This is a genomic window from Streptomyces sp. MS06 (genome assembly GCF_047200655.1).
Lineage (GTDB): Bacteria > Actinomycetota > Actinomycetes > Streptomycetales > Streptomycetaceae > Streptomyces.
This window is the reverse complement of the sequence record NZ_JBJZOJ010000014.1, coordinates 20366-42085: the sequence shown is the minus strand read 5'-3', so window position 1 is coordinate 42085 and position 21720 is coordinate 20366. Positions and strand designations below refer to the sequence as shown.

Annotated in this window: 35 protein-coding genes, 1 tRNA gene and 1 pseudogene; 29 read left to right on the top strand and 8 right to left on the bottom strand. The window is 72.9% G+C overall.

Translation table 11 applies throughout. From position 1 onward, the window contains the following. Nucleotides 1-56: 56 nt before the first annotated feature. Nucleotides 57-377 (bottom strand): hypothetical protein, encoded by a 321-nt coding sequence (locus ACL02U_RS09870; RefSeq protein ID WP_412790314.1) that lies wholly within the window; start codon nt 375-377, stop codon nt 57-59. Nucleotides 378-641: 264 nt separating this feature from the next. Here ACL02U_RS09870 and ACL02U_RS09865 point away from each other — a divergent pair, with 264 nt between their 5' ends. Further along, nucleotides 642-1178: a hypothetical protein gene (locus ACL02U_RS09865; RefSeq protein ID WP_412790313.1), complete on the top strand. Its 537-nt coding sequence runs from the start codon at nt 642-644 to the stop codon at nt 1176-1178. A 70-nt stretch (nt 1179-1248) separates the two neighbouring features. Here ACL02U_RS09865 and ACL02U_RS09860 read toward each other — a convergent pair whose 3' ends face one another. From ACL02U_RS09860 to ACL02U_RS09850, 3 genes are all read right to left on the bottom strand, one after another. Next, the gene (locus ACL02U_RS09860) at nt 1249-2643 is read right to left on the bottom strand and encodes a Cys-Gln thioester bond-forming surface protein (RefSeq protein WP_412790312.1); all 1395 of its coding nucleotides are present in this window, start codon (nt 2641-2643) and stop codon (nt 1249-1251) included. A gap of 344 nt (nt 2644-2987) precedes the next feature. Next, nucleotides 2988-3455: a single-stranded DNA-binding protein gene (locus tag ACL02U_RS09855; protein WP_412790311.1), complete on the bottom strand. Its 468-nt coding sequence runs from the start codon at nt 3453-3455 to the stop codon at nt 2988-2990. 326 nt (nt 3456-3781) lie between these two features. Then, nucleotides 3782-5572, bottom strand: coding sequence for a GTPase (locus ACL02U_RS09850; protein ID WP_412790310.1), 1791 nt, complete (start codon nt 5570-5572; stop codon nt 3782-3784). A 42-nt stretch (nt 5573-5614) separates the two neighbouring features. Here ACL02U_RS09850 and ACL02U_RS09845 point away from each other — a divergent pair, with 42 nt between their 5' ends. Beyond that, entirely contained in the window at nt 5615-5989 is a 375-nt protein-coding gene (locus tag ACL02U_RS09845; RefSeq protein ID WP_412790309.1) for a hypothetical protein, read from the top strand. A gap of 282 nt (nt 5990-6271) precedes the next feature. Here the strand turns inward: ACL02U_RS09845 and ACL02U_RS09840 are convergent, their stop codons facing one another. Then, nucleotides 6272-7891: a dynamin family protein gene (locus ACL02U_RS09840; RefSeq protein WP_412790308.1), complete on the bottom strand. Its 1620-nt coding sequence runs from the start codon at nt 7889-7891 to the stop codon at nt 6272-6274. A gap of 320 nt (nt 7892-8211) precedes the next feature. Here ACL02U_RS09840 and ACL02U_RS09835 point away from each other — a divergent pair. Together ACL02U_RS09835 and ACL02U_RS09830 are read left to right on the top strand one after the other, a co-directional pair. Beyond that, a tRNA-Arg gene (locus tag ACL02U_RS09835) sits at nt 8212-8284 on the top strand. Between the two features lie 114 nt (nt 8285-8398). Then, the gene (locus tag ACL02U_RS09830; RefSeq protein WP_412790307.1) at nt 8399-9370 is read left to right on the top strand and encodes a tyrosine-type recombinase/integrase; all 972 of its coding nucleotides are present in this window, start codon (nt 8399-8401) and stop codon (nt 9368-9370) included. A gap of 54 nt (nt 9371-9424) precedes the next feature. Here ACL02U_RS09830 and ACL02U_RS09825 read toward each other — a convergent pair whose 3' ends face one another. Continuing rightward, nucleotides 9425-9613: a hypothetical protein gene (locus ACL02U_RS09825; protein ID WP_412790306.1), complete on the bottom strand. Its 189-nt coding sequence runs from the start codon at nt 9611-9613 to the stop codon at nt 9425-9427. 164 nt (nt 9614-9777) lie between these two features. Continuing rightward, nucleotides 9778-10158 carry a hypothetical protein gene (locus ACL02U_RS09820; protein ID WP_412790305.1) on the bottom strand — a complete coding sequence of 127 codons (381 nt, stop codon included), beginning with the start codon at nt 10156-10158 and terminating at the stop codon, nt 9778-9780. A gap of 235 nt (nt 10159-10393) precedes the next feature. Between ACL02U_RS09820 and ACL02U_RS09815 the strand changes: the two are divergent. The 23 genes and pseudogenes from ACL02U_RS09815 to ACL02U_RS09705 form a co-directional block, all read left to right on the top strand. After that, nucleotides 10394-10603 (top strand): annotated as a pseudogene (locus ACL02U_RS09815) (hypothetical protein); the annotation flags it as partial. Between the two features lie 55 nt (nt 10604-10658). After that, nucleotides 10659-10997, top strand: coding sequence for a hypothetical protein (locus tag ACL02U_RS09810; RefSeq protein ID WP_412790304.1), 339 nt, complete (start codon nt 10659-10661; stop codon nt 10995-10997). An 86-nt stretch (nt 10998-11083) separates the two neighbouring features. Next, on the top strand, nt 11084-11452 hold the full coding sequence (locus tag ACL02U_RS09805; protein WP_412790303.1) for a hypothetical protein: 369 nt from the start codon (nt 11084-11086) through the stop codon (nt 11450-11452). Beyond that, nucleotides 11449-12201: a hypothetical protein gene (locus ACL02U_RS09800; RefSeq protein ID WP_412790302.1), complete on the top strand. Its 753-nt coding sequence runs from the start codon at nt 11449-11451 to the stop codon at nt 12199-12201. Before ACL02U_RS09805 ends, ACL02U_RS09800 begins: the two co-directional genes overlap by 4 nt. Further along, nucleotides 12198-12320: a hypothetical protein gene (locus ACL02U_RS09795; RefSeq protein WP_412790301.1), complete on the top strand. Its 123-nt coding sequence runs from the start codon at nt 12198-12200 to the stop codon at nt 12318-12320. The genes ACL02U_RS09800 and ACL02U_RS09795 overlap by 4 nt, the downstream gene beginning before the upstream one ends. Further along, nucleotides 12317-12511: a hypothetical protein gene (locus ACL02U_RS09790; RefSeq protein WP_412790300.1), complete on the top strand. Its 195-nt coding sequence runs from the start codon at nt 12317-12319 to the stop codon at nt 12509-12511. The genes ACL02U_RS09795 and ACL02U_RS09790 overlap by 4 nt, the downstream gene beginning before the upstream one ends. Beyond that, a complete protein-coding gene (locus tag ACL02U_RS09785; RefSeq protein WP_412790385.1) occupies nt 12511-12741 on the top strand; it encodes a hypothetical protein in 231 nt (76 codons plus the stop codon). The genes ACL02U_RS09790 and ACL02U_RS09785 overlap by 1 nt, the downstream gene beginning before the upstream one ends. After that, nucleotides 12741-13793, top strand: coding sequence for a YqaJ viral recombinase family protein (locus ACL02U_RS09780; protein ID WP_412790299.1), 1053 nt, complete (start codon nt 12741-12743; stop codon nt 13791-13793). The genes ACL02U_RS09785 and ACL02U_RS09780 overlap by 1 nt, the downstream gene beginning before the upstream one ends. Next, nucleotides 13790-14584, top strand: coding sequence for an ERF family protein (locus ACL02U_RS09775; RefSeq protein ID WP_412790298.1), 795 nt, complete (start codon nt 13790-13792; stop codon nt 14582-14584). The genes ACL02U_RS09780 and ACL02U_RS09775 overlap by 4 nt, the downstream gene beginning before the upstream one ends. Further along, nucleotides 14584-14907 (top strand): hypothetical protein, encoded by a 324-nt coding sequence (locus ACL02U_RS09770; protein WP_412790297.1) that lies wholly within the window; start codon nt 14584-14586, stop codon nt 14905-14907. Before ACL02U_RS09775 ends, ACL02U_RS09770 begins: the two co-directional genes overlap by 1 nt. Beyond that, a complete protein-coding gene (locus ACL02U_RS09765) occupies nt 14904-15218 on the top strand; it encodes a hypothetical protein (protein ID WP_412790296.1) in 315 nt (104 codons plus the stop codon). Before ACL02U_RS09770 ends, ACL02U_RS09765 begins: the two co-directional genes overlap by 4 nt. Continuing rightward, entirely contained in the window at nt 15215-15709 is a 495-nt protein-coding gene (locus ACL02U_RS09760; protein ID WP_412790295.1) for a hypothetical protein, read from the top strand. Before ACL02U_RS09765 ends, ACL02U_RS09760 begins: the two co-directional genes overlap by 4 nt. Beyond that, nucleotides 15706-15945, top strand: a complete 240-nt coding sequence (locus ACL02U_RS09755; protein WP_412790294.1) for a hypothetical protein — start codon at nt 15706-15708, stop codon at nt 15943-15945. The genes ACL02U_RS09760 and ACL02U_RS09755 overlap by 4 nt, the downstream gene beginning before the upstream one ends. Then, the gene (locus ACL02U_RS09750; RefSeq protein WP_412790293.1) at nt 15945-16382 is read left to right on the top strand and encodes a hypothetical protein; all 438 of its coding nucleotides are present in this window, start codon (nt 15945-15947) and stop codon (nt 16380-16382) included. The genes ACL02U_RS09755 and ACL02U_RS09750 overlap by 1 nt, the downstream gene beginning before the upstream one ends. Before the next feature lie 75 nt (nt 16383-16457). Further along, nucleotides 16458-17348: a hypothetical protein gene (locus ACL02U_RS09745; protein ID WP_412790292.1), complete on the top strand. Its 891-nt coding sequence runs from the start codon at nt 16458-16460 to the stop codon at nt 17346-17348. Next, nucleotides 17345-17512 carry a hypothetical protein gene (locus tag ACL02U_RS09740; RefSeq protein ID WP_412790291.1) on the top strand — a complete coding sequence of 56 codons (168 nt, stop codon included), beginning with the start codon at nt 17345-17347 and terminating at the stop codon, nt 17510-17512. The genes ACL02U_RS09745 and ACL02U_RS09740 overlap by 4 nt, the downstream gene beginning before the upstream one ends. After that, nucleotides 17512-17667, top strand: coding sequence for a hypothetical protein (locus ACL02U_RS09735; protein WP_412790290.1), 156 nt, complete (start codon nt 17512-17514; stop codon nt 17665-17667). The genes ACL02U_RS09740 and ACL02U_RS09735 overlap by 1 nt, the downstream gene beginning before the upstream one ends. 47 nt (nt 17668-17714) lie before the next feature. Then, on the top strand, nt 17715-18047 hold the full coding sequence (locus ACL02U_RS09730; protein WP_412790289.1) for a hypothetical protein: 333 nt from the start codon (nt 17715-17717) through the stop codon (nt 18045-18047). After that, nucleotides 18044-18850, top strand: a complete 807-nt coding sequence (locus ACL02U_RS09725) for a WhiB family transcriptional regulator (RefSeq protein ID WP_412790288.1) — start codon at nt 18044-18046, stop codon at nt 18848-18850. Before ACL02U_RS09730 ends, ACL02U_RS09725 begins: the two co-directional genes overlap by 4 nt. A 73-nt stretch (nt 18851-18923) precedes the next feature. After that, on the top strand, nt 18924-19103 hold the full coding sequence (locus ACL02U_RS09720) for a hypothetical protein (RefSeq protein WP_412790287.1): 180 nt from the start codon (nt 18924-18926) through the stop codon (nt 19101-19103). Next, nucleotides 19103-19453, top strand: coding sequence for a hypothetical protein (locus ACL02U_RS09715; RefSeq protein WP_412790286.1), 351 nt, complete (start codon nt 19103-19105; stop codon nt 19451-19453). The genes ACL02U_RS09720 and ACL02U_RS09715 overlap by 1 nt, the downstream gene beginning before the upstream one ends. Continuing rightward, nucleotides 19450-20010 (top strand): hypothetical protein, encoded by a 561-nt coding sequence (locus ACL02U_RS09710; protein ID WP_412790285.1) that lies wholly within the window; start codon nt 19450-19452, stop codon nt 20008-20010. The genes ACL02U_RS09715 and ACL02U_RS09710 overlap by 4 nt, the downstream gene beginning before the upstream one ends. A 93-nt stretch (nt 20011-20103) precedes the next feature. Next, on the top strand, nt 20104-20811 hold the full coding sequence (locus ACL02U_RS09705) for a hypothetical protein (RefSeq protein ID WP_412790284.1): 708 nt from the start codon (nt 20104-20106) through the stop codon (nt 20809-20811). Between the two features lie 115 nt (nt 20812-20926). On the opposite strand, the gene ACL02U_RS09700 is transcribed toward ACL02U_RS09705, so the two are convergent. Continuing rightward, nucleotides 20927-21196 (bottom strand): hypothetical protein, encoded by a 270-nt coding sequence (locus ACL02U_RS09700; protein WP_412790283.1) that lies wholly within the window; start codon nt 21194-21196, stop codon nt 20927-20929. Between the two features lie 134 nt (nt 21197-21330). Here ACL02U_RS09700 and ACL02U_RS09695 point away from each other — a divergent pair, with 134 nt between their 5' ends. Together ACL02U_RS09695 and ACL02U_RS09690 are read left to right on the top strand one after the other, a co-directional pair. Beyond that, a complete protein-coding gene (locus ACL02U_RS09695) occupies nt 21331-21510 on the top strand; it encodes a hypothetical protein (protein ID WP_412790282.1) in 180 nt (59 codons plus the stop codon). After that, nucleotides 21507-21689, top strand: coding sequence for a hypothetical protein (locus tag ACL02U_RS09690; RefSeq protein WP_412790281.1), 183 nt, complete (start codon nt 21507-21509; stop codon nt 21687-21689). Before ACL02U_RS09695 ends, ACL02U_RS09690 begins: the two co-directional genes overlap by 4 nt. Nucleotides 21690-21720: the final 31 nt, after the last annotated feature.

Below are 21720 nucleotides of genomic sequence, written 5' to 3'. Positions count from 1 at the left end.
GACCTTTCGTCCCGAGGCGATCCGAGCAGGCGCTCCGCCTTGGGCCAGGGCACTGTTCAACTGCGGCGATCATCCATCGCCGTCCGTGGGTGTCCACCGCCGCGCGCGGGCGTTGTCACGGGGTCGGACACCCACCCCGCGGATTCGGAGGGCCCGGCGACTGCCTCGGAGATCTGGCGCGCCAACTCCTCAACGACCTGGGGCACGACGCGTTGGGCGCCCTCGTCCCGCAGTGCTTCGGCCAATGCCCGATGGACCGCCGCGAACGGCTGCCCCGCATGTGAGGCGCGGGTCCGGCCGACAGCCCGCTCGATCTTCGCGAGGTGGGCCGCCACGATCGGCATCGCCTTGTCGTACTCGCCGGGGTCCACGGCCATGGGCCAAGCCGATCAGAGCCCACGGATCGAGTCAAGGCCGGCAGCGAGCCACCGGCTGGGAAAGCTCGGGCTCTCGGTGGGAGGCCGTAGCCAGTGAGCCGCGGCCTTGGCGGTCGGCGCCGGCCGGCCTCCTAGGCCGGGGTACGGTCCAGCGCTCACACATCGACGGTCTCCGGCCGGGGCGCGTGGCTGATGGCACCCCGGCGTATGCCACGCTCTCGGAGGCCGGCCCGGGCGGCCGAGCAGACAGGGGAGGCCGAGGGCATGAGCGAGAGCCTGCGCAAGATCACGCTGTGGGGGCGGGCCCTGCAGGGGTGGTGGTCGGACCGTCTGGGCAAGGAGATCGTCTCCACCTGGGCGGCGGGCCTGGTCCTGGGCGTCCCGGTCTGGAGCGTCATCGAGATCTTCTGGCATCCGGACTCGATTCTGGGGGACGGCGGGCCCGCCGCCTTCGGGCTGCTCGTCATCCTGGCCGTCGTATCGCTCTTCGCGTGGACGGGCGTCATGATCGTCCACGAGACGATCGCCGGGTCCCGTGTGACCGCAGGCCGCGCTCAGCGCTGGTTGCTCACGGTTCAGGTCCTCGCAGCCGGGACGGCCGGGTGGGTCGCCCTGCGGGCCATCCTGGTCTTCGGCCATCAAGTGTCGTCGATCGTAGGTCTGCTCTCGACGATTCCGCTGGCGGCTCCGTACCCGCTGGCGCTCCTGGCACTCATCGTGCCCGGGGACGTCCGCCGGCGCGTGGTGGGTGGTGTGCTCCCCGTGCCGATCGTCCTGGTGGTACTGCTTCGGCTCCTGTGACCGGGCGGCCCCGGGCGGACGCAGAGCGGCCCCGAACGGTCGGTCCCCGCCCTGCCGTGGCGTCCCCCGGTCAGCGCCGGGTCGGCGGGTTCTTCCGGCCGGCGATCAGGAGGGCCGCTCCGCCGATCACGACGAGGCCGATGGCGGAACCCGCGATCAGCGGTGTGGCGGCCGAGCCGCCGGTGTCGGCGAGGTCGGTGCCGGTGTCGGCGGCCACGGCCGTGGCGGGGCTGGGCTCGGCGACGGTCTGCACGGTCATGTCGGACGCGCTGTCCTGGGTCCGGCAGTCGAAGACACCGGTGAACCGCCGGCCCGAACCACCGGGGCCGGTGATCGGCAGGTCGTAGGCCTGGTCCTCCGGGAGCGGGATGGTCACCGTCCGCGAAGCGCCGGCCGGGACGGTGTGTTCGGCGCCCATCAGCGTGAAGGTGAACGGCACGTCACCGGCGTTCACCGCGGTGATGTCGACTCCGCCCTCGGCACAGTTCCGTCTCGCGGAGAGGGCCGCGACCGCGCCCTGGCCCGCCCAGGCGGCGTCGGCAACCGCCGACACGGTCGACTCGCTGGAGCCGGCCAGGATCTGCGTCTGGCTGCGGCTCTCGGAGACCAGCGCCCGCCCCACCGGCACGGTGGTCGAGGCCTGCACGGTCAACTCGGCGGAACCGTCGGCCGCGTCCTCGGGCACGTCGAAGAAGAGGCGGCTGCCGTTCCTGACGGAGGTGACCGGCCTGCCGTCCTTGTCCACGATGCGCACCCCGCTCGCCGCGGCCTCCGCCGGCGGCGTCACCGTCGCCGTGTCCGCGCCGGTGTGCACGGTCACCGGGCCGAGCCGGCTGCCCGGCCGCCCGGAGACGGCGGGCGGGTCGAGGGCCAGCGAAGCCTTCGGCTCCGGTGTGTTCCGGGCGCTTCTGCGGAGGTAGTCGGCGAGTTGCTCGGCCTGCGGGTCGGCGGCGTCCACGTCGGCGCCGTCCGAGTAGCGCCAGATCGCGACCTGGGTGCCGGCGGCGGCGTCCTGCTCGGTGAGGGCACCGTGGATACCGGCCTTCTCGGCGAGTGCGGCGAGGTCGTTCACCTGCGGATAGGAGTGCCGGAGGATCCAGTTGATCCGGCCGGCGTCCTTGTCGGTGCCCAGCGAACTGCCGCTCCAGGCGGTCTCGTGGTAGACGGCGTCCCGTTGGGTGGGGCTGTGCAGGTCGACGCAGTACGTCTGGAGGGTGCCGCCGCCGTCGACGGACATCTCGTAGAGGCCGGCCGGGACTTCCCGGTCCTCGCCTCCTTCGTGGAGGACGGCGGTGCCGTAGGTCTTCAGTTCGCCCATGACGGCGGTCGCACCCCCCCGGGTCTGCGTGGACCCGTCGGCGGCGGCCGGTCCGGCCGACCCCAGCAGGCCGACGGCGGCGACTGCGGACACCAGCGCCGCGGCGGCGGCGCGGACCGCCGCCCTCCGCCCGCGGTCGGACGGCAACGGCGACGCAGTGAACGCAGAAAGCACAGGTTTCCCCTCCGAGCAGGACCCGTCGACATGGGGGCTATGCGGTCCCACCAGCAGAATCAGGAGCCTCGTCGGCTCTGCTCGGCATCCTAGGTATCCCGGGCACCCCGACTTCGCCCGCGTCCCGCCCGAAGATCGATCCGAATCGGAATCGTTATCGCGAGGGACTGGCGCAGGCGGCCCTCGCCGGGTCGGCGGAGGGTTTGCGGGAGGGCGAGTCATCGCGCTCGGCGCATAGGGGACGACGGGACGCGTGAACATGGGGAGGGGCGTGTCGGAGCCGGGGGCGCTCCTCCGCGTGCCGAACGTATCTGACCTCATGTCACAGCCTCTGCCCGCCGGGGCTGTTGGCCGGTGTGCTCCGCCGGGGCGGGCGGCGGCGACTGCCAGTTCGGTTCCGGCGGGTTCACGACCGGAACCGCCTCCGGGCGGCCCGAGCGGCGGAAGGCCGACGTCCCCCGTGCGAGGTCATGGCCGATCGCGACCGCGTCGATGTCCGCGGAGGTCCGCGTCTGCCCCTCGCGCGGTTCCGTGCGCACCTTCAACCGGCCGTGGACCAGGACCGGTTCACCGACCTGGAGGGAGGCAGCCGCGTTGACGGCGAGCTGTCGGTTGGCCCACACGGTGAAGAAGTTGGTGTGGCCGTCGGTCCAGGTGGCCTTCTCGCGGTCCCAGTAGCGTGAGGTCACCGCCAGCCGGAAACGTGCCGAGGGACCCGACGCCGGCTCCCGGTACACCGGCTGTGTCGCCACGTTGCCCACCACGCAGAGCATCGTCTCGTTCATCGACCGCACCTCCCTCGCCCGGCGCACGACCGGGCCGGCACGCTCGCGGGTACCTCCCACGGGCGGCGTCCGCAGCGGCGGGGCGCGGCCGCCGAGCCGCGCCCCGCCGCTGCGGTGGCGATCGCGTCCGCCGCGATCACGTGCACCCAGACTGCCCGCTGCGGCCGACTCCCGCCGAGTGCTGTGGAGGACTGCGCGCCTGTGGAGAAGTCCGCCACCCGGACGAGCGAGCCGCGCCCGTGCACGAGCCCGCCGCCTTCCCCGAGCCCGCCTCCCTCCATGGGCTCCGGGCCCCGTTCTCGCCGGGGACGGAGGTACGGCCCGGTTCAGCGCACGGCGAACCCCGCGCCCGCCACCCTCGCGTACTGCTCCCGCACCTCCCGGTACCGCAGCAGCTCGGCCGCCACCGGGTCCAGCACCCGCGCCCGGCCGCAGCCGGCCGCAGCCTCTCTGAGGCGGCGCTCGGCCTCCTGCCCGTAGCGCCTGGCCGGGCCGCGCGCCGCGAGCCGGGACGTCCACTCCACCAGCGGCCCTCCGACGATGCCGATGACCATCAGCAGGACCGGCACCCCCAGGTTCGGCGACAGCACGCCGACGATCTGGCCCACCAGCCAGACTCCGCCCGCGACCTGAAGGAGCGTCATCGCCGCCTGTGCCAGTACCGCCGCCGGCCACCAGCCCGGCCGGGGAGGCCGCCCGGGAGGCAGGCCGGCTCGCGCTGCCAGCTCGTCCAGCGCCTCGGGCAGCCCCTGCGAGCCTCGCAGTGCGGCCTCGCGCACCGCTTGCGCCCAGGGTGCGGGCAGCCCGGCCGTGGCCCGGTCGGAGACCGTCCGCACCGCCTGCTCGACCCGCTGGCGCGCCGTGGCCTCCTCCTCGGCCCGGGCCCGCAGCGGCAACCGGCCCGTGGGGGGTTCCCGCCGGTCCAGGTACCAGCGCCACAACCGCAGCCAGGGCGTCCCGCAGGCGCGGCTCGCGTTGCGCTGCCACGCCCGCTCGGCCGCCTCGCCCGCCGCGGTGGCGCCCACCGCTTCGGCGAGTCGCGAGGCGAACTCCTCCCGCGCCTCCTCGCTGAGTCCGGCACGCTGCCGGGTGGCGTACAGGGGCCTCAGTCCGGCGGCGGCGCTGTCCACGTCGGCGGAGATGCGGCGTGCCGCCGCGCCACGCTCCGCGACGAACCGGCCCAGTGCCTCGCGCAGTTCACCGACGCCGTCGCCGGTGAGCGCGGACAGCGGAAGCACGGTGCAGCCCGGTTCGCCGTATTCGCCGAGCGCGATGCCGTCCTCGTCGAGCAGCCTGCGCAGATCGTCCAGGACGAGGTCGCCGGCCTCGCCGGGCAGCCGGTCGATCTGGTTGAGCACGACGAACATCACCTCGGCGTGCCCGGCCAGCGGGCGCAGGTAGCGCTCGTGGAGGACGGCGTCTGCGTACTTCTCCGGATCGACCACCCAGATGACGGCGTCCACCAGGCGCAGGACGCGGTCGACCTGCTCACGGTGCTGCACGGCCGCGGAGTCGTGGTCGGGCAGGTCCACCAGGACCAGTCCGCGCAGCTGCGCCTCCGCCTCCGGGCTCTGCACCGGGCGCCGCCGCAGCCGGGGCGGGATGCCGAGCCGGTCGATCAGGCTCGCCGCACCGTCGCTCCAGCTGCAGGCGATGGGCGCGGCGGTGGTCGGACGGCGCACGCCGGTCTCCGAGATGGGCACCCCGGCGAGCGCGTTGAACAGCTGCGACTTGCCGCTCCCGGTCGCGCCCGCGAGGGCGACGACGGTGTGCTGGCCGGACAGCCTGCGCCGGGCCGCCGCTTCGTCCAGCACCCGGCCGGCCTCGGCGAGCGTCCTTCCGTCCAGCCGGGTGCGGGACAGCCCGACCAGCTCCCGCAGGGCGTCCAGACGTGACCGCAGCGGCCCGTCGTACGCCGGCGGCATCACCGTCTGCGGGCTGCTCGCCCGCGGTTCGACCGCGGCGGCCTGCTCCGCCGCGGCGGCGGCCTCGGTGACGCGGCGGGCGATCAGTCCGTCGTCCCAGTAGGTGCCGGACCGCTGGTCGGAGGGTTCGGTCCGGTCGGCGGTGCCCGTGTCCGCGTCGGGGCCGGGCTCCGCCGGCGCGGTGGTGTCCACGTGCCGGGGGCCGCGCTCGGCTGCCCCCGGAGGACTCTCGGGGTGACAACCGTCCGCGTGACGGCCGTCCCGTCCTGCGTGACGGCCGTCCCGTCCTGCGTGACGGCTCTCGCGTCCGGCACCGGGCCGCCGCGCACCGGGTCCGGCGTCGGGTCCGCGCTCGTGCCGGCCGTCACGCTGAGCGTCGTACCGGCCGTCGTATTGGCCGTCGTGTCCTCCGTCGTGCGCGCCGCCGTGCTCGACGGCGTGTTCAACGCCGTGCTCGCCGCCGTGCTCGCCGCCGTGCTCGCCGCCGTGCTCGCCGCCGTGCTCGCCGCCGTGCTCGCCGCCGTGCTCGCCGCCGTGCTCGCCGCCGTGACGGTGGCCCCCCGCGCTGGGCGTGCCCGGCGCGGCCTGTGGCCCCTGCGGGCTTCGTGAGACCAGTGGACCGCGTGAGTCCTGAGGGCTCCGTGTGCCTTGTGCGCCGTCATCTCCCCGGCAGCCCTCCGAGGGGTCGGAGGCAGCAGGGGCTCCAGTCGGGTCGGGGGTGCCCGGAACGTCGAGGACGCCCTTGGCTTCCGGGGCTTCCGGCGCGTCCGGGGCCCGGCGGGCATCCGGGGCGTCGGGGCGGGTTGCGCGGCGGTCGTCGTCCTGCACGGTTCCCTCTCCGGAGTGATCGGCGTGCTCCGTCTGGTCCTGGTCAGTGACAGCGGTCACCGGTCACCTCTCCTTCTGCAGTACGGACAGCGCGGCGATGAGTTCGGCCTGCGGTTCGGCGTGGACGTCGAGACCGTCGAGCGGGGCAAGGCGGCGTTCACGCTCGGCGTGCACGACCCGGTCGAGGTGGTCGGCGAGCAGTCGACCGCCCTTGTCCCGCAGCCGCAGCGCGCCGTGTGCACCGATCCGCTCGGCGAGGGTCTCCCCCGCGGACCGCGCGCGACGGCCGCCCAGCAGCGCGGTGGCGACGAGTGCGGCGACCGTCTCGGGATCCGGCGCGGCGTTCCGTTCGAGCTCGCGCACCTCCTCCTCGGCGTACTCCTCCAGTTCCCGCCGCCACCGCCGTACGGCCAGCCCGATCCGGTGCTCGGCCGGTTCCGGACCCGGATCGCGGTCCAGCATTCCGGGGGCGTCGGCCGCGGGCTCGCGCCGCCAGGCCTCGTCGATGCGCTCGTCGGCCGCGGTGACGGCGCACAGCACCAACGCGGCGAGGCTCTCCACCAGCGCGTCGAGGAGTTCGCCCGCGGTGCAGTCGAGCGGGAAGGCGCGCCAGCGCTTGAGTGCGTCGCCGGCGAGGACCGCGCCGGCCTGCAGGCGGCCCCGCACCCGCGTGTGCTCACCGTCGTAGGCGCCGTCGACGGCGGCGGTGAGCCGCAGGGCGGCGGCGTACTGCTGGGCGGTGGCGCCGGCGAGTTCGGGCAGCCGCGCCTTCAGCGAGTCGAGGACGCCTCGTGCGGTGCGGGCCATGGCGTGCTGGCGCGCTCCGGGCTCCTGCGCCTGGTGGATCAGCCAGCTCCGCAGCGGCGCGACCGCGGTGGCCGGGAGCAGCCCGCCGCCCCAGGCCGACTCGGGCAGCTCGGGCACGGTGAAGCGGGGAGCGTCGCCGAGGCCGGCCTTGGTGAGCAGGGCGGCGTACTGCCGGGAGACCTCGGAGACCACCTGGTGGGGTACCCGGTCGAGCACCGTCACCAGGGTGACGTCGTACTCCTTGGCGGTGCGGAGCAGGTGCCAGGGCACGGCGTCGGCGTAGCGGGCGGACGTGGTGACCATCACCCAGATGTCGGCCGCGCAGATCAGTTCGGCGGCCAGGGCCCGGTTGTCGGCGACGAGGGAGTCGACGTCGGGTGCGTCGAGGAGGGCGAGGCCCGGTGGCAGGGTGTCGACGGTCTCGATCCGCAGCACCCGTCGGCGGTCCTCGCCGGGCAGCAGCAGGTCCTCGTCCCGCGCGTTCCGACGGCCCGGGGGCGGAGCCCAGAGGCGTGTGAGGTCGGGCAGCACCCGCATTCCGCTGAACCAGTGCTGGTCCTCCGGATGGCACACCAGCACCGGGGTCCGTGTCGTCGGACGCAGCACGCCCGCCTCGCTGACCCGCCGGCCCACCAGTGAGTTGACGAGGGTCGACTTCCCGGCGCCGGTGGAGCCGCCCACGACGGCCAGCAAGGGGGCTTCGGGCTGCCGTAGGCGGGGCACCAAGTAGTCGTCGAGCTGGGCGAGCAGTTCGTCGCGGTTGGCACGCGCGCGAGGAGCCCCCGTCAGGGGTAGCGGGAAGCGTGCGGCCGCGACACGGTCGCGCAGCGCGGAGAGTGCGTCGAGCAGCTGAGGCCGTACGTCCAAGGTCACCACATGTGAAGAATGCCCAATTTTAGGGGAATTCTGAAGCATATAGGCATGCCAGCGCGCCAACAGAGCACAACGGACGGAAGGGGTGAGCGGGACAGGGGCGCAGTCCAGCCATAACGAGTGCACAACACCCGAGGCGTGAGGCGTCAAAAGCGATGCACGATTCGTACCCGCCTGCGATTATCGGGACCGCTTCACTGAACCTCCACAGCGAACCACAAAGGTGAAGCGAGCAGGGCAAGGATCCGGGAGCCCTATCCTTGTCCCCGGCAACGTCGCGGATCAGCCCAGACCAGGGCATCGTAACGAGGCCACCGCACCAGGCCCCCGTAGCTCAGTGGATAGAGCAGGCGCCTTCTAAGCGCTTGGCCGCAGGTTCGAGTCCTGCCGGGGGCGCAAACACCCCTTGACCAGCGGAAACGCTGGTCTTTTCTCTTGCCTGGCCCGATGCACATCGTTACCGGGGCAAGCGCCTTGACCATCCACGATCGTGTACGCCATGGTGTGGCGATGGCAGATGAGCGCTACAACATCGGGCCTCTCGCCGCCTCCTGGCTGCGCGCCCTCAAGAGCGAGAACAAGAGCGACAACACCCTCCGGATCTACGGCCACGCCGTCCGCTCCTTCGCCGCGTACCTCCTCGACGAGGACAGCGGGTACCGGCCAACCTCCAGCGACGACGGCACCCCAGGCCGCCCCGCGCCGGCCGACTTGGATGACGTCCACCGCGAGCACGTCCAGGCGTATGTGGCCGCCACCATCACGCGGACCAGCCCCGCGAACGCGCACCAGCACTTCCGCGCACTGAAGACCTTCTTCAACTGGCTGGTGGACGAGGAGGAGCTGGACCGCTCCCCCATGCGGACGATGAAGCCTCCCGCCGTCACTGAGAAGGAGGTGCCCGTCATTCGCGAGCAGGACCTCACTGCACTCTTCCGGGTGTGCAAGGGGAAGACCTTCGCGGACCGGCGCGACACGGCGATCCTGATGCTGTTCCTCGACACCGGTGTACGCCTGTCGGAGCTGACGGAGCGTCGCGTCGGGGACGTGGACTTGGACCTGATGGTGCTCCAGGTTCTCGGCAAGGGGGATAAGTACCGGTCGGTGCCGTTCGGCCGGACGTGCGCCACGGCGCTGGACCGCTACCTGCGGGCGGCGGCGAAGCACAAGGGCCGGCCGTTGGACGAGGGCATGTGGCTGTGGTGGGGCGACCGCGGGCAGAAAGGGCACCGGCTGACGATCTGGGGGGTCGGCACGATGCTGAAGCGACGGTGTGCGGAGGCCGGGATCGACGAGTTGCATCCGCACCAGTTCCGGCACACCTTCGCGCACCTGTGGAAGGTAAACGGGGGCAACGAGGACGACCTCATGCGCATCACGGGGTGGAGGTCGCGGCAGATGCTGTCGCGGTACGCGGCGTCGGCGGGTGCGGAGCGGGCCCGGTCGGCGCATGCTCGGCTGAGTCCGGCTGATCGGCTGTAGTGGAGGGGGAGGGCCCGGGCGGCTTCGGGCCACCCCTCCCGGGTGCGGCTGCTGTCAGGCGGTCGCGTACGTCACGGTGAAGCCGTCACGCACGAGTCTGGGCACGCGAACGCAGAGCCAGGCGAGCGTGGCGGCTTCCTCTATCTGGTGGGGATCGTAGGCGGCGCGGACCTGGTCCCCGTTGACGGTGTGCATAACGGGTACGCCGGTGGTGAGAGTGGCGCGTTCGAGATGCACGGTCACATTGACCCCCCTTATCCCGCGTGGCCGATTCCAGACACGCTGGATTCGTACACGCGTTCGGTGTGCGCGAGGTCACGTCACTCTACGCCCCGTAGTCGCATTAATGCAGCATGCAAGCGAAACCCGCGAGAAACCGTGGGGGGTATGCGTGGGTTTTTGCGGGGCTACTCCCCGGTTTCTGCTGCCCACTTTTCGGCCACGGCCCGCTCCGGAGCGCCCGGCTCGACGCCGAGGCGGCGCATCAGGGCGGCCGGCGCGCCGCCCTCCAGGTCGGCCTCCTCGTAGCCGATGAGCTGGAGGTGCGCAGCGGCGGCGACTACGGCGCGGGGCAGGCCCAGGCCGGCAGCGATGGCGCCGACCAGCTCGGGCGTCACGCCGTAGCTCTGACCTCGCACGATCTTTCCCACGAGGCCGTTGCTGGGCTGGTAGCCGGTCTCTGGGTCCTTGGCCTTCTTGGTGAATGCGGCGACGCTGATCTTGCCGGGGCCTGTGTGGGTGCCGACGTGCTGCTGGACCAGCTCCGTCAGTGCGGTGCGCTGGATCATCAGAGCCCTCTTCCCTCAGGTGTCCCAGGACACCGCTCGCAATTGACGACGAAATTGCAGGTCAGCACCTACAACCTTTCGGCGTTGCGGATTCATTGTCCATGAATACGGATGTGGATGATACGGCGCTCAAGCCGGATGACTGAATCGCGGGGGGCGCATCGGGCGCATCGGGCGCACAGAAGCTGGACACCGCACGAACGGTGTGCTTGAGTATCCACATCCACGGACGTGGATGACCGCAGGGAGAGCCGTGACTGAACGCCTGAACCTCACCGACAGTGACCTTCTCCGGAAGCTGATGCATCGAGCTCCCGGAGGGCCCCTCTCGGTCCGAGGCCTGGCGCGCGCCGCCGGCATCTCGAAGACGCGGGTGGACGACCTCTTGCACGGCCGGTACGCCACGGTCACCGACGCGGTCGCGACCCGTATCGCGGAGCTTGTCGGCGTCCATCGCGGCGCCCTTTTCCTGCCCCGAGCATCCACATCCGTGGATGCGGATGACCGAGGAGAACACGTTGAACACGGCCGAGCGATCGATGCAGATGCGCATCGCCGCCTACAAGAGCTGGGCTCGCACGACGGACCGGTCCGCGCGCACGGCCAAGGCCCGGAAGGCGTCGCATCACGACCGGTTCGTGGCGCAGGCCCGGGAGCTGCACCCGACCGGCACGGAGAAGCAGATCGCCGACGCGGCTGAGGCGCTGAAGTCCGCGCACTACCGCGAGTTGGCGCTGAAGTCCGCGCAGGCCCGGCGGATCCGCAGCGAGGAGGCCCGGGCGGCCAAGGCGCGGCGGATCGAGCGGGTGCTGTCCGACGCGGACAACTCCGCCGCCTGACACCTGAACGCGCCGACGGCCCGCCCGACTTCCCGGCCCGGCGAGCCGACGACTACGGCGCCCCTACCAGATCAAGAGAGGTCACCGTGACCGACGAGATTACCCAACCGACCGTCCGCCCGATCAGCGAGCAGGCCCCGGCCGCCGAGGCGCTGGCGGAGCTGATCGGCATGTTCGGCGACCTGCCCGGCGCCTACGTGACGATCCACAGGCCGTGCCTGTCCCAGTCCGCCCGTCTGGGCCTCCAGCTCGACTCCCCGGTCGCCTTCGAGGCGTGGCGGACGGTGCTGGCGATCGCCCCGGCGGACGTCGCCCTGCACGCGTCGGCCGAGTCCGTGTGGCTGTCGGCGGACGGTGTGTTCCGGGGTGTGCCGGTGCACCTGACCGGCTTCGAGGTGCCGTTGACGGCCGAGGTCGCGAGCACGCCGCAGGCCGCTGAGGCGGTGTCGGCGTGAAGGCGCGGCTGGTGTCCACGGCGGCGGACGTGATCTGCCGCGCGATGGCGAACGGTCGGCAGACGCCGGCGGGGATCGCGTGCGATCTGGAGTCGGCGCAGCTGCTCCAGTCGCCGGAGACGGCCGCCGAGCACGAACAGGTGCGGGCGAAGTTCGCTGAGGCGGCGGCTGAGGTTGCTCGGCTGGTGATGGAGCGCGGCGAGCGGATGAAGGTCGAGAACGCCGTGCGCGAGGAGCTGCGTGAGGCGCGGGCCCGCGTCGCCGAGTTGGAGGCGGAGCGGCACTCCACGAACGAGGCCTTGGACGACGCGGTGCAGGCACTGCGCGCGGCCCAGGCCCGGCTCGCGGCGTACGAGCGGCCGGCCGACACCGGTGCGGGCGCGCTGGCGACGGTGCGTCGGCTGCTGCTGGTGCACTACGCGGGCGACCCGAACCCGGCGTTGACGGTGGGTGTGCTGCTGCGCAACGCGCTCGCCGAGCAGCCGGGGACGGTGTTCCGAGCGCAGCACGACTCGATCGTGATGGGCCTCTACACCACGGCCGCGGAGGCCCGCGCGCACTGCGTCGCGGAGGAGCGGCGCACGTGGGCGGCGGGCGCGGCTCCCGTCTTCGACTGGATCGAGGACGAGGAGGACGGCGTCGCCGAGCTGGTCACCGTGACCGAGGACGGCGAGACCGAGACGGTCACCGGCTACGTGGTGACCGCCCTGGAGGTCGCCTCCGCCTACGACGAGGGGGCCGACCAGTGACCGCCCTGGAGTGGCTGCTGTGGCTCGGCAGCATCGGGTTCGTCTGGTTCATCTACTGCGCGTGCGACGCCCCGTCGCTGGTCGCCGTCCTGCTGCGGCTGCGGGGTGGTCGCCGATGATCCCCCGCCCGCTCGGCTGCGACGGCGACGACTGCGACTACGAGACCGGCGGCATCTGGGTGCACGTCGACTGCGAGCTGGCGGCCGCCCCGCGGGGTGCGTCGGAGATCCGGCACCCGTCGATGGCGGCCACCCGCCGGCACCTGGCCGCCCGGCCGCTGCCCGCGCAGCAGGACCGGAGGGCGTGCTGATGGAGACGCTCACCCGCCGCACGCGGCTGCTCGCCGCCATACGGGCGCACGGCCGCCCGGTCACCACGCAGCTCGCCGAGCGGCTGCTCGCCGGGGCGTGGCCGACGTACGGCCGGAACACGGCGCGCAAGGACCTGCGCGGCCTGGCCCGGTCCGGGCTCCTGGCCGCGGTCGACGTCGATGGCCGCCGCATCTACCACCCCATCAGCACGAAGGGCGGTACCGCCTGATGAAGACGACCGCGCGCGCCGGGGCCGTGGTGGCCCCGGCCGCCGGGCCGGTCACCCCGACCGGTCAGCTCATCCTCCAGCACACCGCCCCGCGAGACGTGTGGCTGGACGCCCGCCGCCAAGGCATCGGCAGCAGCGACCTGCCCGCCGTCATGGGCCTCAGCGGCTTTAAGACTCCACTCCACGTCTTCCACGACAAGCTCGGCCGCCTGCCGCACGACGACGAGTTCAGCGAGGCCGCGCACTTCGGCGTCCTGTTTGAGGAACCGCTGGCCCGGGACTGGGCCCGCCGCAACCGGACCGTCGTCGAACCGGTCGGGCTGATCGCCAACGTGGACGAGCCATGGACGATGTGCACCCTCGACCGGCTGTGCACCGAGTGCCCCCTCGACCGCACGCAGCACTCCCTGTGCGCGCTGGAGGTGAAGACCCGCAACGCGTTCATCGCGCACCTGTGGAGGCAGGGCCCGCCGGACGACGTGCTGGCGCAGGTGCTGTGGCAGATCCTCGTGACCGGCCTGGACCACATCCACGTCGTGTGCCTGATCGGCGGTCAGGACTACCGGCAGTACACCGTGCGCCGCGAGGAGCACGTGAAGCTGGTCGCGTACCTCCACGCGGAGGCGTCCCGGCTGTGGCACGACCACATCGTGCCCGGGCGGGCCCCAGCCGCCACGGGCGAAGAGCCGCCGGACGCGCTGATCGACCTGTACGACCGTCTCCACCCGGACCGGGACGGCGTGGTCGTCGTCGACCGCGACCTCGATGCGGTCGACGCCATGACCGAGTACATGGAGGCCTCCGCTCTGGAGAGCGAAGGCCGGCGGCGGAAGAAGGCCGCGAAGGCGAAGCTCCTCGGCGTCCTCGGCGGCGCGCAGGCCGCTGCCCGGCAGGACCGGCCCTTCTTCTCCATCGAGCAGTCCTTCCGCAAGACCCCGGACCTGGCCCGCCTCGCTGAGGAGTTCCCCGAGGCCTACCGCGCGTGCGTGACCGACGTCCCGCACGACCGCATCGCCATCCCCAAGTACGTGCGCGAGGAGTTCACCGCATGACGTCCCTGACCGAGCGTGCCGAGCAGCACGCCGCCGACGCCCCGCCCGCGGTCCCGGCCGCCCCGGCGTACACCGCGCCGCCCGCGGGTGACCCGCTGCCCGAGCTGGACTACGAGGCGAGCGACACCTACCCGTCCCCGGACCTGGTGCCGGTGCACCTGGCGTGGCTGCGGGTCCGCACCGACGTGCGGGCCGTGGCCAAGAGTGACCGGCACATCGAGAACGGCAAGCTGAAGTACCACTTCCGCGGCATCGAGGCGGCGCTCAACGCGTTCGGCCCGGCCACGCTGCGGCACGGGATCACGGTCATGGCCGTCGACATGGCGACGACCTACCGCGACACCAAGTCCAGCCGCGGCAACCCGATGCGGGAGTGCACTGTCGTCGTGACGTGGCAGGTCCTCGGCCCGATGGGCGACAGTCTGCCGCTGCTGAAGTCGGCGGGCGAGTCTCTCGACTCTGGCGACAAGGGCACTGCGAAGGCGCAGTCCCTGGCGCTTCGGGCGCTGCTGTTCAACACCGGGATGATCCCGACCGGCGACCCGGAGCCGGAGGCGGCGCACGTGGAGCGCGGCGAGGCCCCGCAGCGGTCGGCGGCCGACTACCGGGACGAGATCATCAACCCGAAGACGACGCTGGGCCGGCTGGAGCAGATCAGCTACGAGCTGGGCAACGCGCGCCTGCTGCACGTGCTGGTGCAGAACGAGAACGGCGACGAGGAGACCCTCGACGCGCTCGGCAGGCGGCACTACGAGGAGCGCACGCCGAAGCCGCGGGGCGGTGAGGCGTGATGTTCGTCCGCCGCCGCAAGTACTCCGACCTGTACATCCGCTACCAGCTGGCCCTCAAGGCGACCGCCAAGGCCCGCAAGGAGAGCAGCGCCTTCCGCAACGCGGCCGCTACCAGTGCCCGTCAAGTCGCTGAGGCGGACCCCGTTGAGGTCGCCCGCCTTCGGGAGCAGGTCGGTGTGCTGATCGCCGAGCGGAACGCTGAGCGGAAGCGCGCCGACGGCCTCCAGGCCCGCCTGGACGACGCCCTCGGTCTCAACACGTCCGCCATGGCGGAGGGCGCGAAGTGGCAGTCCCGCCGCGAGGACAAGAGGTGGTCGCGGTGATCGAGCGGATCACGGTCGGTGCCGCGTCGCTGACGGGCGCGCTGGTGGCCGGTACGCATCTGGCCCGCTGGTGGGTGCGCCCGGTCCCGTCCGGCCGCCACCGCCGCGCCCGGCGCCCGCAGCGCATCGAGGTGTCCCTCGACAGCCTCCTCGGCCCGCGCCTGCCCGCACCCGTGCCCGGGGCGGTCGCGCCGACCGGCTACCGGCACTGCCCGCCCTGCGGCGGGGACGTCCCGGTCGTCCTCCACCACGGTGCGCACCGCTGCGAGGCCGGCCACCTCACCGTCGACACCCCGGGCGGTGCGGAGTGAGCGCGCCGACCCTGTTCGACCCGGAGCGTCCGGCCGCCACCACGGTGGCCGGGCCCTCCCGGCCCTACGTCATCACCCTGCCCGCCGGCCTTCCGCTGATCAACGCGAACAAGCGGATGCACCAGCGCGACCGCGGCAAGCTCACCGCGACGATCCGGGCCGCCGCCAGGGAGGCCGTGTCCGAGTGCCCCACCCTGCTGGACGCGCTCGCGGCCGCCCGCCCGAGCCCGCTGTTCGAGCGTGCGCACGTCCTCGGGCTGCTCTGCCCGGCGACGAACGGTCGCCGCCGCGACCCCGCCAACTGGTACGGCAGCTTCAAGGCGGCCGTGGACGGGCTGGTCGACGCGGGCATGTTCGAGGACGACGACCACACCCGCGTCCTGGGCCCGGACATGCGCCTCGGCCGCGTGGTGAAGGGCGGGCAGCTGGTCCTCGTCGTGCGCGGCCTGGCGGCCGGCGAGGATCCGCTCGCGTCCGGGCTGCTGCCGTGACCGGCCGCCGCCCGCGCCGGGCCCCGCCCGAGCAGCCGTACGCGCCCGGGACGCACCTCGACTGGCGTGACTCCCGGCACTGGGACTACGAGCACGCCCGCCCCTGCCGCTACTGCGGCGACGACACCCAGCTCCGCGACTCCAAGGGCAGCGCTGCGCACAAGGTGTGCGCGGAGGAGGCCCTCGCCGCCCAGGCCGCCGAGACCGCGGCCGCCTACCGAATGAGAGGAACCTGATGCCCAAGCTCACCCCCGCCGACGTCCCCGCGGTGAAACTCGACTCCGCCGCCGCAGCCCTCGAAGCGTCCATGACCCGCGAGATGCGGCGCGGCCTGTTCGAGAAGCCGGGCCGGACCGTCTTCGCGATCGTCGAACTGACCTCCAAGTCCTACACCGGGCACGCCGAGGACGAGGACAAGGACCCGCAGGTCAAGGTCCGTGTCACCGGCTGCGAGGTCGCCCGCTCCGACGAGGACGCCGCCGCGCTCGCCGACGCCAAGGCGGCGATGTGGAGGGGCCGGCAGATCGACGGAACGCTCGACGAGGTCGGCGAGGGCCCGCAGCGCCCGGACGCCGCCCTGCTGGACGTGACCCGCACGAAGCCCTCCGAGGAGGAGCTGAAGGCCCACCGCGCCCGCCTGGAGGAGAAGCGGCGCGCCGAGTTCGTTCGCTGACCCGGCCGCCCGGGGCCCCACCACGGCGGCCCCGGGCCCGGACCGCCCCACCCAGCACCACAGAGAGAAGAGGCAGTGAGCAACGAGGAGCAGGACACCCGCGCGAGCGGCAGCGTCCCGAACGCCTTCGGGAACGTCCTCGCCTGGACCTGGATGCCGAACATGCCGGCCTCCTTGAAGCGGTCGAACCTGCACACGCTGCTCTACACGCTCCGCGCCATCGCCAACGCGGACGGCACCCTCCGCTACCGCGACACCCGGCGCCCGTTCTCCCTCCAGGCCATCGCCAAGGCCGCGGGTGCCGACCCGAAGGACGCTCGCGACCGCCTGGAGGCCGCGGTCCGAGCCGGGGTCGTCAAGGCGGTCGGGGAGCGCCGCAAGGGCCGCTCCGTGCTGTACGTCCTCGCCCCGATCCCGGCCCCGGACTGGGCTGCTGCGGCCGCCTACCTCGACGGGGTGAAGGCGCTCCGTGAGGACGCCCGGCAGAAGCGGAAGACCGAGCGGAAGGTCGCTCCGTGGGCGGACGAGAAAGGGGGGCGGTCCCCCGAACTCGAATCCACGGAGAAAGGGGGACCGCCCCCCGAACTTGAGGGCATTGACCGAGATTCAGAAAGGGGGACCGCCCCCTACCCGAGAAAGGGGGACCGCCCCCTTACCGGTTGGGGGGACCGCCCCCCTTACACCCCAGGGGGTTACCCATGGGGTTCCCATGACGGGGCTGAGGTCGTTCCTCAACCTCAGGTAGTGGCCGCTCCCGAAGAGCCGTCAGATCACCAGGAACACCCCCACGACACCGCCCCGCCACCAGCGCGGGCCGCGCCGCCGAAGTCGGACCCCGCCGACCACACCACCTGGCCCACCTGCCCCGTGTGCGACCGCCGGATCATGCCCGACCCCCGCCGCCCCGACCGCCGTGTGCACGCCCGCTGCGAGCCCCGCCTCACCGCCGAGAGGACCGCGTCATGACGCCGTACGAGCGCCTCCTCGCCGAGGACGCCCCCAGCCGCCCCGCCCCCGACCGACCCCGCCCCTGGACCGACGAAGACCGAGACGCCCACTGGAACGCCCTCTGCGACGTCGTCGGCACACCAGGCGCCCAACGCCCCACCCGCCCCCAGGAAGCCGCCTAATGCCCTGCCCAACCCCCACCAAGAAGCGATTCGCCACCCAAACCGCCGCCGACCGCGCCGCCCGCCGAGCCACCTTCGCCCTCGACCAAACCCTCCACCCCTACCGGTGCCCCTGCACCTGGTGGCACCTCACCAGCAAACCGCCCACCAGCTGAGCCCTCATCCGGTTCCCCGACCCCACGCGCACAGACAGGAAGTGACCATGAGCTACCCGAGCATCTTCACCACCCCCGGCGTCCGCGCCTTCGCCGAGGAGATCGACACCGAGCGCCAACGGCAGCTGGCCAAGTTCGGCGACCAGCACCACCCCGATGGCACCGGCAACAAGAGCCAGCAGGAGTACGCCGACATGCGCCGCCGCTGGTGCGAGGCCGCGTTCGGCTCCGGCTACGGCACGTGGGCCGACATCCTCGCCGAGGAGGTCGCCGAGGTGGAGGCCGAGCGCGACCCGGCCCGGCTGCGCGCTGAGCTGGTCCAGGTCGCCGCCGTGTGCGCCGCCTGGATCGCCGACATCGACAGCCGACCGGCGCCGTGACCACCGCCACGCACGCCACCTGGCGCGAGCAGGCAGCGTGCGCCGGCCACAACACCAGCCGCTGGTACCCGGCGGGCGGCACCGCGACCGCCGCCGCCCTGGCCATCTGCGCCGGCTGTCCCGTCCGCGCCGAGTGCCTCCACGAAGCCCTCCGCCTGGAGCCGCGGGACGGACGCTTCGGCGTCTGGGGCGGCCTCACCGCCACCGAACGCCGACAGCTCCAGGCCAGCCGAGAGCCGACCGACATGACCGTCTCCGCACTGCGCCGCCTCCTCGACGAGATCGACGCCCAGGGCGGCCCCGACGCCGCCCGCCACGGCCGCCTCAACCTCACCGACACCCCGGAAGGACCCGACGACATGGCCCAGCCCATCCACCAGCTCGCCGACATGCCCGAGCCGGCCCTCGCCGCCGCACCCGCCCCGCCGCCGCGGGGGATCCCCGTCGGCCAGCTGCTGAAGTGGGGCGACCAGCACCAGGACCCCGACGTCCAGGCCCAGGCCGCCCGCGCCCGCGCCGCCCTCACCGGCCTCCGCCAACGGCATGCCGCCGACCAGGAGCTGGCCGCCATCACCAGCGAGACCGCCGAGCTGGAGCAGCGCCTCGCCGAACTCCGCGCCCGCGAGCAGGAGCTGGCCCCGGCGAAGCCGCGGAAGAAGCGGGCCGCGCCGGTGCGGGACTACGACACGCGCGAGGTGCGCGCCTGGGCTGCCGCCAACGGCGTCGACTGCCCGCGGATGGGTCAGCTCCCGAAGCGCGTCCTGGACGCCTGGCGTGCCCGCCCCGAGGCCGCGGACGCGTGAGCACACCAACGGCCGCCCCGCTGCTACCGGGGCGGCCGCCAGCCACATCCCACCACACCACCAGGAGACGACCATGAACGACCGCATCACCGCCACCATCGAGATCGACGCCTACGACCTCGCACTGCCCGACTACGAGGACCTGAAGGCCCGCATCGAGGAGGCCGCCGCCGCGCACAAGGCGACCGTCACCGTCAACGGCCGCCGGTATCCCGAGCCCACCACCATGGCTCAGCCGGGCGGAGAGAACTGATGACCATCAACGTCGTCTACCGCATGCAGTGCTCCGGCCCCTGCCGTCGCTGGCTGTCCATCCCCGACGGCTACGCGCCCGGTGAAGACATCCCTCTGGCCGCACTCGAACCGCAGCCCACCGCCGCCCGCGCCGGAATGTGGCCCGACGAGACCGCCGTCCGCCGTGCCGCGTTCGCGGCCGGGTGGTCCAGCGGCACCTGCCCCGACTGCCGCACCGAAATGCAGGACGCCCCACGCAGGGAGCCCCACCCGACGCAGGCCGACATGGACGCCGCCATGCAGATCCTCGCCAGGGTCGAGGGCAGGAACACCGCCGCCGGGCCGCGGCAGGACGGGGCGCGCCCGTGATCTACCCCCTCGCCCTCGCCACCATCCTCGCCCTCTCCACCGGCTGGTGCTGGGGCCACGCCACCGCCCGCACCCGCCACATCCCCACCCACCAGGAGCAGCACATGTCCGACCGCCTCACCGTCGACACCATCACCAGCGATCAACTCGACGCGCTGATCGCCGAACGCGACGACGCCCGCGAGCAACTACACCTCGTCAGCGGCATGCGCCAGCGGAACCTGGATGCCGCAGCCGTAGCCATTCAGCGCGCCGAGCAGGCCGAAGCCGAGCGGGATGGCGCCTACCGCGAGCGCGCCCAACTCATCGCCTGGCTCGCCGCTCTCCACCCCGACCACGCCGTCCTGGCCCCGGCCCTCGACATCGACGATGAAGACGGCTGGCACCTGCTGTTCCTCACCGTCGCCGGACGCCAGCTCTCCTGGCACATCGCGCCCCGGGATGTCGAACTGTTCCAGCACGTTCAGCGCGTCGACCCCGCGGACCCGCGCGCGCAGTGGGACGGCCACACCACCGCCGAGAAGTACCAGCGGATCGCCGCCCTGTCCCGCCGCTGACCACGACGCAGGGGCGCGCCGACGATCTCCCCAGACCAGGCGCGCCCCCAGGTGGACTCACCGTACCGCCCCGCACGCCCCCAGGAGCACACGATGACCACCACCCCGCACCAGCACCTCCAGACCGTCATCGACCACTGGCACCTCCTCACCGACATGCTCGACACCCACGTCGCCGCACCCTGGCCCCCCGCCGGCCGGATGAGCGACTACCTCGCCGCCCTCGACCTCGCCGACGCCCAGCACGTCGCCCGCGCCCGCACCGGCCGGGACGAGCTGGAGGTCCCCAACGGCGGCGCCCCGCTCAACCTGACCGCGCTGGACGCGATCCGCACCACCGAACTCGCACTCATCGGCACCGCCGACTGGCTCGCCTCCGTCGCCCAGCGGCCCGCCGTCACCGTCACAACCCGGCAGGGCTGGACCGACGAACTCCACCGCCAGGCCGTCATGCTCGCCGCCCGGGACGCCGCCGACCCGCGACGCTGGTCCTGGACCGCGACCGCCACCCGCACACCGGTGCACGCCGCGGTGTGGCTCCAGCAGCGCCTCGCCAGCGTGCCCGGCCCGTTCCGGCCCCTCACCGTCCAGCAACACGACCGCATCGCCCACGTCGCCACGGAGGCCGGCACCCGCGTCGGCCTCGCCCTCGCGATCCTCCGCCGCCGCACCGCGGTGCCGTACCCCTGCCCCCACTGCCGCGCCCGCGAGGTCGTCGTCCTCGGCGCGGACGGGGCGGCCCCGGTCGTGCTGTGCGAGGCCTGCGAACGCACCTGGACCGGACAGGGCGCAGCCGCCTGAAACGCAAGAGGCCCGCCGACCGCAGGGGCAGTCGGCGGGCCGAACACCGGTAGGGTGGTGTTCTTGCGGATTCAGACGGTACGCCCCACTCCAACGGGCGTCCAGAGGCCTGCGGCTACTCCTCGACGCCCGGCTTCCCCTTCAGGTCCGAACGCCACCCGGGACGTGTGACTCGCGTGCGGAAGTACGGCGCAGCAAGCCGGTAGTCGACAGCGTTGGAGCTGCCGATCTTCGCGACGGGCGGGAAGTCCGGATCATCACGCGCGATCTTCGACAGGCGCTGATGCGAGATCGTCTCCACGATCCCGTCGGCGACGAGTCTGCGCGCAAGCTCTCGGAACGACACCATGTCCGGCCCTCCTTCGGCATCGGCCACGGGCACCATCCTGTCTGACCTTGTTGCCACGTGGCAACAAGGTCGCTACTTTGAACCTGGCAACAACAAAGCCCCGGCCCATGGAGCGGCAACTCCGGGCCGGGGCGGACCTACCCGCAACCGTGACGAAGGAGCAGGCCCTGATGGGACACCGTACCCAGCCGCCCGACCACCAGCCCAGCCCCCGCGACCGCGTCGCCGCCCTCCACCGCCAGGCCGCCGCCGACTACGCCGCCGCCCAACAGCCCGGACAGCAGGCCGCCGCCCGCCTCCAACTCGCCCAGGCCCGGGCCCACGGCAACGAGCAGGCGGCCAGCCGGTGAAAATCCGCAACCCCTTCGCCAGCGGCCGCGACCGCGAACTCGCCGCCACCCGTTACGCCGACCGCGAGTCCGCCACCGACCGCGCCGCCCGCCTCCGCCGCGAACGCCACCGCACCCGCGTCCACCGCGACGGCGACAACGCCGGACAGCCCTTCCCCCGCCGCCTCTTCCGCGACTGACCACCAGACCAGCCGGCCCCGCGCACAACCC

Bases quoted from the DNA above. Each gene is read 5' to 3' on its own strand.
- ACL02U_RS09830 (WP_412790307.1), top strand. From the start codon at position 8,399: ATGGCAGATGAGCGCTACAACATCGGGCCTCTCGCCGCCTCCTGGCTG.
- ACL02U_RS09785 (WP_412790385.1), top strand. From the start codon at position 12,511: ATGGAGACGCTCACCCGCCGCACGCGGCTGCTCGCCGCCATACGGGCG.
- ACL02U_RS09810 (WP_412790304.1), top strand. From the start codon at position 10,659: ATGACCGAGGAGAACACGTTGAACACGGCCGAGCGATCGATGCAGATG.
- ACL02U_RS09735 (WP_412790290.1), top strand. From the start codon at position 17,512: ATGCCCTGCCCAACCCCCACCAAGAAGCGATTCGCCACCCAAACCGCC.
- ACL02U_RS09820 (WP_412790305.1), bottom strand. From the start codon at position 10,158: ATGATCCAGCGCACCGCACTGACGGAGCTGGTCCAGCAGCACGTCGGC.
- ACL02U_RS09865 (WP_412790313.1), top strand. From the start codon at position 642: ATGAGCGAGAGCCTGCGCAAGATCACGCTGTGGGGGCGGGCCCTGCAG.
- ACL02U_RS09790 (WP_412790300.1), top strand. From the start codon at position 12,317: ATGATCCCCCGCCCGCTCGGCTGCGACGGCGACGACTGCGACTACGAG.
- ACL02U_RS09775 (WP_412790298.1), top strand. From the start codon at position 13,790: ATGACGTCCCTGACCGAGCGTGCCGAGCAGCACGCCGCCGACGCCCCG.
- ACL02U_RS09780 (WP_412790299.1), top strand. From the start codon at position 12,741: ATGAAGACGACCGCGCGCGCCGGGGCCGTGGTGGCCCCGGCCGCCGGG.
- ACL02U_RS09695 (WP_412790282.1), top strand. From the start codon at position 21,331: ATGGGACACCGTACCCAGCCGCCCGACCACCAGCCCAGCCCCCGCGAC.
- ACL02U_RS09870 (WP_412790314.1), bottom strand. From the start codon at position 377: ATGGCCGTGGACCCCGGCGAGTACGACAAGGCGATGCCGATCGTGGCG.
- ACL02U_RS09750 (WP_412790293.1), top strand. From the start codon at position 15,945: ATGCCCAAGCTCACCCCCGCCGACGTCCCCGCGGTGAAACTCGACTCC.
- ACL02U_RS09730 (WP_412790289.1), top strand. From the start codon at position 17,715: ATGAGCTACCCGAGCATCTTCACCACCCCCGGCGTCCGCGCCTTCGCC.
- ACL02U_RS09855 (WP_412790311.1), bottom strand. From the start codon at position 3,455: ATGAACGAGACGATGCTCTGCGTGGTGGGCAACGTGGCGACACAGCCG.
- ACL02U_RS09770 (WP_412790297.1), top strand. From the start codon at position 14,584: ATGTTCGTCCGCCGCCGCAAGTACTCCGACCTGTACATCCGCTACCAG.
- ACL02U_RS09720 (WP_412790287.1), top strand. From the start codon at position 18,924: ATGAACGACCGCATCACCGCCACCATCGAGATCGACGCCTACGACCTC.
- ACL02U_RS09700 (WP_412790283.1), bottom strand. From the start codon at position 21,196: ATGGTGCCCGTGGCCGATGCCGAAGGAGGGCCGGACATGGTGTCGTTC.
- ACL02U_RS09740 (WP_412790291.1), top strand. From the start codon at position 17,345: ATGACGCCGTACGAGCGCCTCCTCGCCGAGGACGCCCCCAGCCGCCCC.
- ACL02U_RS09715 (WP_412790286.1), top strand. From the start codon at position 19,103: ATGACCATCAACGTCGTCTACCGCATGCAGTGCTCCGGCCCCTGCCGT.
- ACL02U_RS09705 (WP_412790284.1), top strand. From the start codon at position 20,104: ATGACCACCACCCCGCACCAGCACCTCCAGACCGTCATCGACCACTGG.